The organism is Burkholderia sp. PvR073 (assembly GCF_054055695.1).
In genome coordinates this window covers 45,472-57,946 of record NZ_JBSRXO010000004.1, presented here as the reverse complement: position 1 = coordinate 57,946, position 12,475 = coordinate 45,472, and the positions used below count along the sequence as shown (strand labels likewise).

13 protein-coding genes are annotated in these 12,475 nt (G+C 68.7%); 5 read left to right on the top strand and 8 right to left on the bottom strand.

Annotation, left to right across the window (positions count from 1 at the left end; translation table 11 throughout):
* Positions 1-82 precede the first annotated feature (82 nt).
* The 7 genes from ACVK00_RS14585 to ACVK00_RS14555 form a co-directional block, all read right to left on the bottom strand.
* Entirely contained in the window at positions 83-811 is a 729-nt protein-coding gene (locus ACVK00_RS14585; RefSeq protein WP_284897634.1) for an HAD family hydrolase, read from the bottom strand.
* A complete protein-coding gene (locus ACVK00_RS14580; RefSeq protein WP_175665440.1) occupies positions 808-1,659 on the bottom strand; it encodes a carbohydrate ABC transporter permease in 852 nt (283 codons plus the stop codon). The genes ACVK00_RS14585 and ACVK00_RS14580 overlap by 4 nt, the downstream gene beginning before the upstream one ends.
* Positions 1,656-2,603: a carbohydrate ABC transporter permease gene (locus ACVK00_RS14575; protein WP_006759345.1), complete on the bottom strand. Its 948-nt coding sequence runs from the start codon at positions 2,601-2,603 to the stop codon at positions 1,656-1,658. Before ACVK00_RS14575 ends, ACVK00_RS14580 begins: the two co-directional genes overlap by 4 nt.
* A gap of 102 nt (positions 2,604-2,705) precedes the next feature.
* Positions 2,706-4,031: an ABC transporter substrate-binding protein gene (locus tag ACVK00_RS14570; RefSeq protein ID WP_354122856.1), complete on the bottom strand. Its 1,326-nt coding sequence runs from the start codon at positions 4,029-4,031 to the stop codon at positions 2,706-2,708.
* A gap of 110 nt (positions 4,032-4,141) precedes the next feature.
* Positions 4,142-5,491, bottom strand: a complete 1,350-nt coding sequence (locus ACVK00_RS14565; protein WP_354122857.1) for a D-tagatose-bisphosphate aldolase, class II, non-catalytic subunit — start codon at positions 5,489-5,491, stop codon at positions 4,142-4,144.
* Positions 5,479-6,435: a sugar kinase gene (locus ACVK00_RS14560; RefSeq protein ID WP_284897782.1), complete on the bottom strand. Its 957-nt coding sequence runs from the start codon at positions 6,433-6,435 to the stop codon at positions 5,479-5,481. Before ACVK00_RS14560 ends, ACVK00_RS14565 begins: the two co-directional genes overlap by 13 nt.
* Before the next feature lie 72 nt (positions 6,436-6,507).
* On the bottom strand, positions 6,508-7,284 hold the full coding sequence (locus ACVK00_RS14555) for an L-iditol 2-dehydrogenase (protein ID WP_284897641.1): 777 nt from the start codon (positions 7,282-7,284) through the stop codon (positions 6,508-6,510).
* Positions 7,285-7,611: 327 nt separating this feature from the next.
* On the opposite strand from ACVK00_RS14555, the gene ACVK00_RS14550 reads away from it, so the two are divergent.
* The 5 genes from ACVK00_RS14550 (at position 7,612) to ACVK00_RS14530 (ending at position 11,310) form a co-directional block, all read left to right on the top strand.
* On the top strand, positions 7,612-8,073 hold the full coding sequence (locus ACVK00_RS14550) for a Fur family transcriptional regulator (RefSeq protein ID WP_011657790.1): 462 nt from the start codon (positions 7,612-7,614) through the stop codon (positions 8,071-8,073).
* Between the two features lie 46 nt (positions 8,074-8,119).
* Positions 8,120-9,034 carry a metal ABC transporter solute-binding protein, Zn/Mn family gene (locus tag ACVK00_RS14545; protein ID WP_228905491.1) on the top strand — a complete coding sequence of 305 codons (915 nt, stop codon included), beginning with the start codon at positions 8,120-8,122 and terminating at the stop codon, positions 9,032-9,034.
* A gap of 13 nt (positions 9,035-9,047) precedes the next feature.
* The gene (locus ACVK00_RS14540; protein ID WP_284897644.1) at positions 9,048-9,938 is read left to right on the top strand and encodes an ABC transporter ATP-binding protein; all 891 of its coding nucleotides are present in this window, start codon (positions 9,048-9,050) and stop codon (positions 9,936-9,938) included.
* Entirely contained in the window at positions 9,931-10,716 is a 786-nt protein-coding gene (locus ACVK00_RS14535) for a metal ABC transporter permease (RefSeq protein WP_284897647.1), read from the top strand. Before ACVK00_RS14540 ends, ACVK00_RS14535 begins: the two co-directional genes overlap by 8 nt.
* A gap of 135 nt (positions 10,717-10,851) precedes the next feature.
* Entirely contained in the window at positions 10,852-11,310 is a 459-nt protein-coding gene (locus ACVK00_RS14530; RefSeq protein ID WP_284897649.1) for a DUF2778 domain-containing protein, read from the top strand.
* Between the two features lie 305 nt (positions 11,311-11,615).
* Here ACVK00_RS14530 and fghA read toward each other — a convergent pair whose 3' ends face one another.
* Complete coding sequence (gene fghA, locus ACVK00_RS14525) at positions 11,616-12,464, bottom strand: S-formylglutathione hydrolase (RefSeq protein WP_228905497.1); 849 nt, start codon at positions 12,462-12,464, stop codon at positions 11,616-11,618.
* Positions 12,465-12,475 lie beyond the last annotated feature (11 nt).

Genomic DNA, 12,475 nt, shown 5'->3' with positions numbered 1-12,475 from the left:
CTGTCTCCGTTCGTTCGTGATGCGCCGCGTTCGACGCGGCGCGCAATCGTTCGTGGTGAGGGTCTGTTTCAGCTGACGTGCCCTAGCCCGGCAGCACCGCGCCCGTCGCCTGCCAGCGCGCGACGTAGCCGGGCAGCTCGTGCATGTCGTCGAATACGTGACGCGCGCCGATCCCGCGCAGCGCATCGACCTGCGCGGCCGACGCATGCCCGCCGCCGACGAAGCCGAGCACGGTCATGCCGGCCGCGGCGGCCGCGGTGATGCCCGTCACGCTGTCCTCGACGACGAGGCATTGCGCGGGCACCGCGCCGAGCGCGCGCGCGGCCGCGAGATACACGTCGGGCGCGGGCTTCGGCCGCGCGACGGCGTCCGCGCAGAACAGCCGGTCGCCGAAGAAGCGCGCGAGGCCGGTGCGCGCGAGCGCCGCCTCGACATACGCGCGGTAGCTGTTGCTCGCGCACGCCGTCGGCAGGCTGATCGCCGCGAGTGCCGTCTCGATGCCGTCGACCATCGGCGCGTTGACGGCCGCCGCCTCGACCGCGCGGCGGATCGCGTCGACGTCATCGGCCGACAGCGTGCGGCCGACGGCCTCGCTTGCGCCCGCCAGCACGCGCTCGATGCGCAGCCCCAGCAGCGGCATCACGGCTGGCCGCGCATCGACACCCGGCCAGCGCGCGTCGAGCTCGCGCACGATCACGTCGGCGGCGACGGCCTCGCTGTCGATCAGCACGCCGTCGCAATCGCAGATCAGCACGTTCAACCCATGGCCGACCATGCCTTCGCCGGCCGCACCTTTGCCGGCCGCGCTCATTTAACCGCCCCGAACGTGAGCCCGCGCACGAGCTGCTTCTGCGACAGCCAGCCGACGATCAGGATCGGCGCGACCGCGAGCAGGGAAGCGGCGGACAGCTTCGCCCAGAACAAACCCTCGGGGCTCGAGTACGACGCGATGAACACGGTGAGCGGCGCGGCGTTCGAGCTCGACAGGTTGATGCTCCAGAACGCCTCGTTCCACGACAGGATCACGAGCAGGAGCGCGGTGGACGCGAGGCCCGGCAGCGCCATCGGCATCAGCAGGTAGACGATCTCCTGCCACGTCGACGCGCCGTCGATGCGCCCCGCTTCGAGGATGTCCTTCGGAATCTCGTTGAAGTACGTGAAGGTCATCCATACCGCGATCGGCAGGTTGATCAGCGTGTACACGATCACGAGGCCCGACACGGTATCGAGCAGCCCCGCGTTCTTCCACAGCAGGTAGATCGGCACGAGCACGCCGACCGACGGCATCATCTTGGTCGACAGCATCCACAGCAGCACCTTCTGCGTGCGGCGGTTCGGGAAGAACGCCATCGCGTAGGCCGCCGGCACCGCGAGCAGCAGCGAGATCACCGTGACGCCCGCCGAGATCAGCACCGAGTTCCACGCGAAGCCGAAGTAGTTGCTGCGCGCGAACACCTCGCGGAAGCTGTCGAACGTCGGCACGAAGAACAGCGTCGACGCGTAGGCCTGCTGCTCGGTCTTGAACGCGGTGATCGCCATCCAGAAGATCGGGAAGAACAGCAGCAGCGCGATCAGCCACGCCAGCGCGCCGGGCAGCGCGCGCCGCACGAGGTCGAATGCGGCCGGCGCGCGCCGGCCTTCCAGAGTCAGGTCGCTCATTTTTCGTACTCCCCCTTCAGGTTGCGCGCGAGCATCCGCACCAGGAAGAACGACACGACGTTCGCGACCACGACGGCGATGATCCCGCCCGCGGACGCGAGGCCGACGTCGAACTGCTGCAGGCCGAGCGCGTAGATCAGGTACGACAGGTTGGTCGTCGCATTGCCCGGGCCGCCGCCCGTCGTCGTGTAGATCTCCGCGAAGATCGACAGCAGGAAGATCGTCTCCATCATCACGACCACGGCGATCGCGCGCTTCAGGTGCGGCAGCGTGATGTAGAAGAACATCGCGATCGGGCCCGCGCCGTCGATGCGGGCGGCTTCCTTTTGCTCCTGGTCGAGCGACTGGATCGCGGTGAACAGGATCAGGAACGCGAACGGCAGCCACTGCCACGCGACGATCATGATCACGGCGGTGAGCGGGTAATCGGCGAACCAGTCGACCGGCGTCATCCCGAGCGCGCGCATCGCGTTCGCGACGAGCCCGTACACCGGATGCAGGATCATGTTCTTCCAGATCAGCGCGGCGACCGTCGGCATCACGAAGAACGGCGCGATCGCGAGCAGCCGCGCGATACCCTGCCCGTAGAACTTGCGGTCGAACAGCACGGCCATCAGCACGCCGCCGACCACCGTGATCGCGAGCACCGCGCCGATCAGCACGAGCGTGTGCCAGATCGCGGGCAGGAACGACGGATCGGTCGCGAGGAAGCGGTAGTTGTCGAGCCCGGCGAAGCCCTTCACGTCCGGGTTCAGCAGGTTGTAGCGCGAGAACGAATACCAGATCGTCATCGCGAGCGGAATCGACATCCACAGCAGCAGCACGGCGACGGACGGCGACACGAGCCAGCTGGGGCCGCCGCGCGCGCGGCGCGGCGCGCCCGGCGGCGACGACGCGTCGCCGACCGACGGCGCGTGGCTCAGGGGAAGACGCAAGTGACGCATGATCGGAGTCCCTCCGGTTGAGGCGCGGGCGCGAACGGCCGTCCCGCGTTGTTGCTTCGGCCACGTGCACCGTGCGCGGTGGCGCGCACGGTGCGGGCCGCGTTACTTCTTGTAGCCGGCCTGCCGGACCGCGCGGTCGGCGGCGGCCTGCCCGGCGGCCAGCGCCTGGTCGACCGTCGTCTGGCCGGCGACCGCACCCGCGATCGCCTGGCCGACCACCGTGCCGAACGACTGGAATTCAGGAATCCCGACGTACTGCACGCCCGTGTACGGCACCTTCTTCAGCGACGGATCGTTCGGGTCGGCCGTCTCGATCGCCTTCAGCACGAAATCCGAGAACGGCGCGGCGGCCTTGTACTCGGGACGCTGGTAGGTCGACGTGCGGGTGCCCGGCGGCACCGACGCCCAGCCTTCGTCCTTGCCGGCCATCTCGATGTACTGCCTGGACGTCGCCCACGCGATGAACTTGCGCGCGGCGTCCTGCTGCTTCGACGTCTTCGGCACGGCCAGCGCCCACGCCCACAGCCAGTGCGAGCCCTTCGGCGTGGCGGCCACAGGCGCGGCCGCGAAACCGATCTTGTCGGCGACCTGCGACTGCTGTTTGTTATAGAGCATCCCGGCCGCGACCGTCGCGTCGATCCACATCGCGCACTTGCCCGAGGCGGTCAGCGTCAGGTTCTCGTTGAAGCCGTTCGAGCTGGCTCCCGGCGGCCCGTCCTTCTTCAGCAGGTTCACGTAGAAGCCGATCGCCTTCTTCCATTCCGGCGACGTCAGCTGCGCGTTCCAGTTCTCGTCGAACCAGCGCCCGCCGAACGTGTTCACGACCGTCGACACGTACGCCATGTTCTCGCCCCACCCGGCCTTGCCGCGCAGGCAGATCCCGTAGGTGCCCTTCGCCTTGTCGGTGAGCTTGTCCGCGAACTCGGCGATCTGGTCGTAGGTCGGCTGGTCGGGCATCTTGAGCCCCTTCGCCGAGAACAGGTCCTTGCGGTAGAACGTCATCGAACTCTCGACGTAGAACGGTAGCGCATACAGCTGGCCGTTGTACGACAGGCTGTCGCGCGCGGTCTTCACGATGTCGTTCAGGTCGTAGTCGGCGGGCAGCCCCGTCATCGGCGCGAGCCAGCCGCGCTTGCCCCACTGCGGCGTCTCGTAGGTGCCGATCGCCATCACGTCGAACTGGCCGCTGCCGGTCGTGATGTCGGTGGTCGCGCGCTGGCGCAGCACGTTCTCCTCGAGGATCACCCAGTTCAGCTTGATGTCGGGGTTCGCCTTCTCGAACGCCGGCGACAGCTTCTTCAACTCGATCATGTCCGGGTTGTTCAGCGTCGCGATCGTCAGCGTGCCGGCGGACGCCGCGCACGCGGCCGTCGCGAGCGCGGCTCCGGCGAAGCAGCGTGCGGCGGCATCGAGCATCTTTCGTTGCATGGCATGTCTCCTGTGATTGTTCGAACTGTCGTCGGTGTTGCGTATCGTGTGTTGCGTATTACCGATTACGTATTGCGTGTGTCGCGTTGCTGCGTTTCCTTCTCGGCCCGTCACGCCGGCTGCATGCCGCACGCGCGCGCATAGTGCGCGATCACCTCGCGGATCCGGTGGCGCACCCACGCGCGCGGCTCCTTCGCGAGGCCGCCCGCGCGGCACGCCGCGTACACGTCCGGCAGCCACTGCGCGACGAGCGTCTCGGGCACCGGCTGCCGCGCGAGGTTGTCGAACAGTTGCTCGACCGCCGCCGCGACGGCCGGCTGCAGCCAGTAGTAGCGGATCCGGTCGCTGTAGCTGAACTGGCGCGCGAGCCGCTGCTCGGTTTCGTCGCCGCGGTAGTACGGCGCCCAATGCTCGGGCTGCGCGCGCATCGCGGCGTCGACGACGTCGCGCAAGCGCGAGCGCTGCGCGACGTCGCCGATCAGCGCGTCCTCGATGAAGGTGAGCGCGAACAACGCCTCGCGCAGCGCGAAGGTCAGCGCGGGGCCGACCTTCAACACCGCGAAGTGGTCGCGCACGAGCGCGGCGAGCGCGCCTTCGGTCTGGTAGTCGGTCGAATGCGCTTCGAACACGAGGCGCGGCGTGCGCAGGATGCTCGCGCCGAGCGACGCGGCCTTCGCGCTGTCGTAGTCGAGCACGTGGCGATCGTCGAAGTCGACGCCCGGCTGCGCGACGATCGCGACCACGCGGGTCCACGCATCGTCGAGCCCGGCCGCCGCGAATGCGCCGCGGTGCGCATCGAGCGTCGCGGCGATGCTGTCGCCGCGCGTGACCGCGATCCGCGCGATCGCATCGCCATCGGCGTCGCCGGCCACTTCGCCGCCCGGCGTCGGCACCTCGGTGCCGATCACGTAGACGGGCGCGACGCCGGCGCGCGACGCCGCGTCTTCGGCCGCGCGACACAGCTCGGCCGCGCGCGCGGCGATCGTCCGGTCGTCGAGCCGCGGCGGATCGTCCGCGCACGCCATGCTCGCATCGAGGTGGATCTTCTCGAACCCGGCTTCGACATACGCGGCGACCATCGCGGCCGCTTCGCGCATCGCGTCGGCCGCACGGCGGTGCCGCCACGGGTTCGGGCCGAGGTGGTCGCCGCCGAGCACGAGCGCCGATGGCGCAAGCCCGCAGCGCTGCGCGATCGCATCGACGTCGCGCCGGAAATCGGCCGGCGTCATGCCCGTATAGCCGCCGAGATGGTTCACCTGGTTGCAGGTCGCCTCGATCAGGAGCGGCGAGCCGTCCGCGCGGGCGGCCTCGCAAGCGGCCTCCAGCACGAGCCGGTGCGCGCTGCAGATCGAATAGATGCCGCGCTGCGCATCCGCGCGATTCGCGTCGAAGATCATTCGCAGCACGGCGTCGGCGTGCGCGTTGCGCGGGCGTTCGGCGGTGAAGGTCAGGCCGGACATGCGACACCTCGTTCGGTCAGGAAGCCATCGATCTCGGCCGCGCTGCTGTTGCCCTCCATCGGGCCGCGCCGCGTGACGGCGATCGCACCGGCCGCATTCGCACGGCGCAGCGCGACGTCGATCGGCAGGCCCGCGACGAGGCTCGCGACCAGCGTGCCGCCGAAACAATCGCCGGCGCCGGTCGGATCGAGTTCGTCGACCGGCCAGGCCGGCACGTCGACGCGGCTCGCACGATCGAATGCGGCGCTGCCGGCCGCACCGCGCTTGAGCACGACGCGCTCGAGCAGCGGATGCGTCGCGAGCAGCCCCGCGATCGCACGCTCGGCCGGCTGCGGCCCGCAGAAGAACGGCAGGTCGGCCTCGCTCGGCAGGAACAGGTGACACGCGGCGAGCATCGCGTCGAGTGCCGCGCGCATCGGCCGGAAGCTCAGCATCTCCGGCCGAACGTTCGGGTCGAACGACACCTTCGCGCCGACGCGCGCCGCTTCGATCACGCCGCGCTGCACCGCCGCGATCGCCGATTCGCTCGTCAGCGACGAGCCCATCACGTGGAAGTAGCGGCAGCCGTCGAATATCGCGGTGTCGACGTCGGATGCGTCCACGCACGCGGCCGCGCTGGTGGACAGGCTGAAGACGAAGCTGCGCGAGCCGTCGTCGCGATACGCGACGAATGCGGTGCCGGTCGGGCGTGCAACGCGGCGGATGCGCGCGACGTCGACGCCGTCGCGCTCGAGCCGCGCGACGATCGCGTCGCCGAACGCATCGCGGCCGACGCAGCCCGCATACGCGACGCGCGCGCCGAGCCGCGCGGCCTGGTCGGCGAAGATCGCCGGCGCGCCGCTCGGAAACGGGCCCGCGAACAGGCCCGGCGTGTCGAAACCCTGGCCGCGCTCGGCGGCGACGAATTCGGCCAGCAGTTCGCCGGCGACCACGATCTCGGCCATCATGCGGGCCCTCGTGCGGCGGCGGCCGCGTTTAGCGACCCCGCCTGAGTTGCGCGTGCGAGCATCGTCAAGTCAGCTCATCCAGTTGCCGCCGTCGACGTTCAGCGTCTGGGCGGTGATGTAGTCGGCGTCGGCTGACGCGAGGAACAGCGCGGCGCCCGTCAGGTCGCCCGGCACGCCCATCCGGCCGAGCGGCACGGCCTCGCCGACGAGCCGCTTCTTCTCGCCGGGCGGACGCTGCTCGTAGCGCGCGAACAGCGCATCGACCTGCTCCCACATCGGCGTGTCGACCACGCCCGGCGCGATGCCGTTCACGTTGATCCGGTGAGGCGCAAGCGCGAGCGCGGCCGACTGCGTGTAGCTGATCACCGCGGCCTTGGTCGCGCAGTAGTGCGAAACGAGTGCCTCGCCGCGACGCCCTGCCTGCGACGACATGTTGACGATCTTGCCGCCGCGGCCCTGCTCGACCATCCGCTGCGCCACGGCCTGCATCAGGAAGAACAGCCCTTTCACGTTGACCGCGAACAGCCGGTCGAACACGTCCCAGGATTCGTCGAGGATCGGGCGCATGTCGAACAGCGCCGCGTTGTTGAACAGGATGTCGACGCCGCCGAAGCGCTCGACCGCGGTGGCGACGATCCGCTCGATGTCGTCGCGGCGCGTGACGTCCGCGGTGACGGCCACCGCGCGGCCGGGACTGGCCTCGATCAATCGTGCGAGCGAGCCGCCCGCCGGCTTCACGTCGACCAGCACGCAGCGCGCGCCTTCGTCCAGATAGCGTTGCGCGACCGCCTCGCCGATACCGCTTGCCGCGCCCGTCAGGATCGCGACCTTCTGTTCCAGTCTCACTGGTTGTCTCCGGTTCGTTCTGCTGCTCGAAGGTCGCGAGGTGAGCGAACGCTCGCCGACCGATCAATTGCTCTGTTGGTGATCGAATGATCGGATACGCGATTCGCGCTGTCAAGGCGACGCGGCGGCTTTCGATGATGCGCTGCGGCACGGCGCAGCGCAGCGCCGGCTCGTGACCCGCGTCCGGCAAGGCGCGGCGCACCGGGTGCGGCGCGGCTGAAACCGCGATGAAGGGGACGGAGCGGATGCGCGGGAAGGAATTCGGGCTGCACGGTGGGGAGATACGTTATATCATCGCCATACTTCGTTTCTTGCCTGCTTCACGCCATGGCCACCTCATCGCCCATCGACGCCCGGCTGTCCCGGGCCGACGCATTTGCCGCCGAGCACGGGCTCGCGTGGACGCCGCTGCGCCGCCAGGTCTACGAACGCGTGCTGGCCGCGCAGCGCCCGATCGGCGCGTACGACCTGCTCGCCGAGCTCGAGCCGCAGCGCGGCCGCGTGCCGCCCACGACCGTCTATCGCGCGCTGGATTTCCTCGTCGAGCACGGCTTCATCCACCGGATCGAATCGAAGAACGCGTTCTTCGCGTGCTGCGAGATCGGCGTGCCGCACGAAGGCCAGTTCCTGATCTGCGATTCGTGCGGCGAGACCGTCGAGATCCCGGGCAGCGACCTCGCGAAGCAGCTGTCCGCGAGCGCGCCCGCGCACGGGTTCGAAGTCCATCACCAGGTCGTCGAGCTGAACGGCCTGTGCGGGCACTGCAAGGGCAAGCCCGCGCACCGCTGACGCCCCGCGCGGCGCTCGGCGCCGCCCCCTTCCAACGAGGAGTTCCATGTCCATTGCCCTGAAGCGCGCGCCACGACGCGCCCTGCCGCTTGTTCGCCTGCTGGCCGCCTCGGCTGCCGCGCTGTCGATCGCGGCGCCCTCCTTCGCGCAGGCCGCGACCGTCAACGTCGTCGCCGCCGAGAATTTCTATGGCGACGTCGCATCGCAGATCGGCGGCCGCCATGTCGCGGTGACCAGCATCCTCAGCAATCCCGACCAGGATCCGCACCTGTTCGAAGCGAGCCCGAAGACCGCGCGCGCGCTGCAGCATGCGCAGGTCGTGATCTACAACGGCGCGAACTACGATCCGTGGATGGGCAAGCTGCTCGGCGCGTCGAAGCAGGCGAAGCGCGCGACGATCGTCGTCGCGGATCTCGTCGGCAAGAAGGCCGGCGACAATCCGCACGTCTGGTATGACCCGGCGACCATGCCGGCCGCCGCGCGCGCGATCGCGGCCGAGCTCGGCCGTGCCGATCCGGCGAACAAGGCCGACTACGACGCGAACCTGCAGACGTTCGTCGCGTCGCTGAAACCCGTCGACGACAAGGTCGCCGCGCTGCGCGCGCAGTACAAGGGCGTGCCGGTGACGGCCACGGAGCCTGTGTTCGGCTACATGTCCGACGCGATCGGCCTCGACATGCGCAACCAGCGCTTCCAGCTCGCGACGATGAACGACACCGAAGCCAGCGCGCAGGACGTCGCCGCGTTCGAGAACGACCTGCGCAACAAGCAGGTGCGCGTGCTGATCTACAACAGCCAGGCCGAAGCGCCGATGACCAAGCGCCTGCTGAAGATCGCGCGCGACGGCGGCGTGCCGAGCGTGAGCGTCACCGAGACGCAGCCGGCCGGCAAGACCTTCCAGCAATGGATGGCCGGCCAGCTCGACGCGCTCGCGGCCGCGCTTTCCGCCAGCAAGAAATGATCGACGCAACGAAATGACCGCTACTCCCCACGCACTCGCACTCGATCGCGTCACGCTCGAACTGGGCGGCCGCACGATTCTGCGCGACGTCAGCTTCTCGATCGAACCCGGCGAATTCGTCGGCGTGCTCGGGCCGAACGGCGCGGGCAAGACGACGCTGATGCGCGCGGTGCTCGGTCTCGTGCCCGTCTCGAGCGGCACGCTGTCGGTCGGCGGCGTGCCGGTCGTGCGCGGCAACGCGTCGATCGGCTATATGCCGCAGATCAGGAGCGGCCTCGCGAATCGCCGGATGCGCGGCTACGACTTCGTCGCGATGGCCGCCGACGGCCATCGCTGGGGGCTGCCGCACCCGAACGCCGCGACGCGGCGCGACGTCGAGCGCGTGCTCGAGCTCGTCGGCGGCGCGGCGCTCGCGCGCCGGCCGCTGTCGGAACTGTCGGGCGGCGAGCGGCAGCGGCTGCTGCTCGCGCAGTGCCTGCTCGGCAGCCCGAAGCTGCTGCTGCTCGACGAGCCGCTGATCAGCCTCGACCCGAACCACCAGCGCGGCGTCGTCGAGCTCGTGCGCAACGTGCAGCGCGAGCTCGGCATCACCGTGCTGTTTTCCGCGCACGAACTGAATCCGCTGTTGAACGCGCTCGACCGCGTGCTGTATCTCGGCAACGGCGTCGCGGCGCTCGGCACCGTCGACGAGGTGATCACCAAGCCGGTGCTGTCGCGACTCTACGGTTCGCCGATCGACGTGATGCGCGTGAACGGCAAGATCTTCGTGATGTCGGGCGACGTCGAAGTCGAGAAGCACGATCACGAACACGAGGACGACGACGGCCACTCGCACGGCGGTGGCGGCGGCCACGGCCATCACCACCACGGACACGCTCATCCCGGGCATTCGCACGATGTTTGAATACGACTTCATGATCAACGCGTTCGCCGCGTCGGGGATCGTCGCGGTGCTCGCGGGCATCGTCGGCTACTTCCTGGTGCTGCGCGGACAAACCTTCGCCGGCCACGCGCTGTCGCACGTCGGCTTCACCGGCGCGACCGGCGCGGTGCTGCTCGGCATCTCGCCGATCTGGGGGATGGTCGGCTTCACGCTCGCGGCCGGAATCGGGATGGGCGCGCTCGGCGAACGGCTCGCGGGCCGCGACGTCGCGATCGGCGTGGTGCTGTCGGGGGCGCTCGGCTTCGGGCTGCTGTTCCTGCACTTCTACACGTCGTTCGCGACGCAGGTCACCGCGCTGTTGTTCGGCAACGTGCTCGCGGTCAGCCGCGACACGCTCGCGGTGCTGGCCGGCATCGGCGCGGTGAGCCTCGTCGCGCTCGCCCTGATCGCGCGGCCGCTGCTGTTTGCGTCGCTGCAGCCCGAGCTGGCCGAAGCCAAGGGCGTGTCGCTGCGCACGGTGTCGATGCTGTTCCTCGCGGTATGCGCGCTCGCGGTGGCCGCGGCGACGCAGATCGTCGGCGTGCTGCTGGTGTTCACGCTGCTGGTCGGGCCGGCCGCGGCCGCCCAGAACGTGTCGACGCGGCTGTCGACCGGCGTGCTGCTCGCCGCGTTGTTCGCGCTGTTCGAAGCGTGGCTCGGGATCACGCTCGCGTATCACACCGACTGGCCGACGAGCTTCTGGATCACCGCGCTGTCCGCGCTCGTGTATGGCGCGAGCCTGTTGCGGCGTCACACATGACATTCAGCCGACTCTCGGCAAACGCGTCGCCGCGCTTGTCGACGCACCCGATATATTTCGTATCGGTCAGATTGTGCGCACTGCATTGACCATGGCAGCATTCTCGGCACTCAATCATGCTGAGCGATACCTGCCATGCTCGAATGCAAATTCGAACTGAACGATCAGAACATGAGCGTTCTGCAATGCGGTGCCATGTCCTTTCCAGCCTTTTCAGGCAGCGCGCGTCACCGTAATCGCCGGTCGTCGTCATGCCTCGCTGGCGAAGGTGCCATTCCGCCGGGCCGGTACTACATTGTCGATCGGCCAACCGGCGGCATGCTGGGCCCGCTGCGAGAGTTCTTCAGCGACAAACGGGACTGGTTTGCCCTGTATGCCGCCGACAGCAACATTGACGATTACGTACTTTGCGACGACGTCAGACGTGGCAATTTCCGGCTTCACCCCAAAGGCGTACAGGGAATCAGCAGGGGGTGCGTAACAATCGAATCGACGATCGAATACGCGCGACTGAGAGACTTGTTGATCTCGCAGAAGCCCTTTTCGATCCCCGGCTCCTCGCTGCGGGTATACGGCACGGTTACAGTCAGATGAGGCGAGTCGTGTACCGAGCCACAGTAACTGCATGGGTACTTGTAGCGTCAGTACTGCTTGCAAGGCTGTGCCTTACTCACGAGTCGTTCGCACTACCGATACCTGAGCATGCGTGGGCTTGGCTCGTCACGCACACTCCCGGGTTCTGGGACGGCGAGGCCGGCGACGATCTTGTGATCGTCGTGCATTTGCTGATAGCACTGGCGGTCGTGATGTCGGTGACATGGCTCGCCTTGCGCATGCTGCGAAAGGCGAAGCACCACGCCACCCGATGACGCGCGAAATGGCGCGGCCAGTTTGTCGCACTAACGTGCCAGCACGCGCGCATGATGCGCGACGTGATCGGCGATGAACGTCGAGATGAAGTAGTAGCCGTGGTCGTAGCCCGCGTGTCGGCGCAGCGTCAGCGGCTGGCCGGCCTTCGCGCACGCGGCTTCGAACACGTCGGGGTTCAGCTGGTTCGCGAGGAACGAGTCGGCGAGGCCCTGGTCGACGAGGATGCCGTCCGCGAACTTCGGCGCATCCGCACGTGCGACGAGCTCGCTCGCGTCGTGCTGCTTCCACGCGTCGCGGTCCGCGCCCAGGTAGCCCGAGAACGCCTTCTCGCCCCACGGGCAGCGCGTCGGCGCGGCGATCGGCGCGAACGCCGACACCGAGCGGTACAGGTCGGGATGGCGCAGCGCGAGCGTCAGCGCACCGTGCCCGCCCATCGAGTGGCCGAAGATCCCGAGCCGCGCGCCGTCGATCGGCAGCTCGGCCGCGACGAGTTCGCGCAGCTCGCCCGTCACGTACGACTCCATCCGGTAATGCGTCGACCACGGCGCTTGCGTCGCGTCGACATAGAAGCCCGCGCCGACGCCGAAATCCCACGCATCGGTCTCGCCCGGCACGTCCGCGCCGCGCGGGCTCGTATCGGGCATCACGAGCGCGAGGCCGTGCTGCGCCGCGTACTGCTGCGCGCCGCCCTTGATCGCGAACGTCTCCTCGGTGCACGTGAGCCCCGCGAGGTAGAACAGCGCCGGCACGCGGCCGTGCGCCGCCTGCGGCGGCAGGTACACCGAGAACTTCATCGGCAGGCCGATCGCCTTCGAATCGTGGCGATAGAAGCGTTGCTCGCCACCGTGGCAAGCATGCGAAGAAACGAGTTCGAGCATGGGGTTCCCTT

What these genes read in the sequence shown, in the direction of transcription:
- ACVK00_RS14585 (WP_284897634.1), bottom strand. Translation starts at nt 811, where the DNA reads ATGAGCGCGGCCGGCAAAGGTGCGGCCGGCGAAGGCATGGTCGGCCAT.
- ACVK00_RS14580 (WP_175665440.1), bottom strand. Translation starts at nt 1,659, where the DNA reads ATGAGCGACCTGACTCTGGAAGGCCGGCGCGCGCCGGCCGCATTCGAC.
- ACVK00_RS14575 (WP_006759345.1), bottom strand. Translation starts at nt 2,603, where the DNA reads ATGCGTCACTTGCGTCTTCCCCTGAGCCACGCGCCGTCGGTCGGCGAC.
- ACVK00_RS14570 (WP_354122856.1), bottom strand. Translation starts at nt 4,031, where the DNA reads ATGCAACGAAAGATGCTCGATGCCGCCGCACGCTGCTTCGCCGGAGCC.
- ACVK00_RS14565 (WP_354122857.1), bottom strand. Translation starts at nt 5,491, where the DNA reads ATGTCCGGCCTGACCTTCACCGCCGAACGCCCGCGCAACGCGCACGCC.
- ACVK00_RS14560 (WP_284897782.1), bottom strand. Translation starts at nt 6,435, where the DNA reads ATGGCCGAGATCGTGGTCGCCGGCGAACTGCTGGCCGAATTCGTCGCC.
- ACVK00_RS14550 (WP_011657790.1), top strand. Translation starts at nt 7,612, where the DNA reads ATGGCCACCTCATCGCCCATCGACGCCCGGCTGTCCCGGGCCGACGCA.
- ACVK00_RS14545 (WP_228905491.1), top strand. Translation starts at nt 8,120, where the DNA reads ATGTCCATTGCCCTGAAGCGCGCGCCACGACGCGCCCTGCCGCTTGTT.
- ACVK00_RS14540 (WP_284897644.1), top strand. Translation starts at nt 9,048, where the DNA reads ATGACCGCTACTCCCCACGCACTCGCACTCGATCGCGTCACGCTCGAA.
- ACVK00_RS14535 (WP_284897647.1), top strand. Translation starts at nt 9,931, where the DNA reads ATGTTTGAATACGACTTCATGATCAACGCGTTCGCCGCGTCGGGGATC.
- ACVK00_RS14530 (WP_284897649.1), top strand. Translation starts at nt 10,852, where the DNA reads ATGCTCGAATGCAAATTCGAACTGAACGATCAGAACATGAGCGTTCTG.
- fghA (WP_228905497.1), bottom strand. Translation starts at nt 12,464, where the DNA reads ATGCTCGAACTCGTTTCTTCGCATGCTTGCCACGGTGGCGAGCAACGC.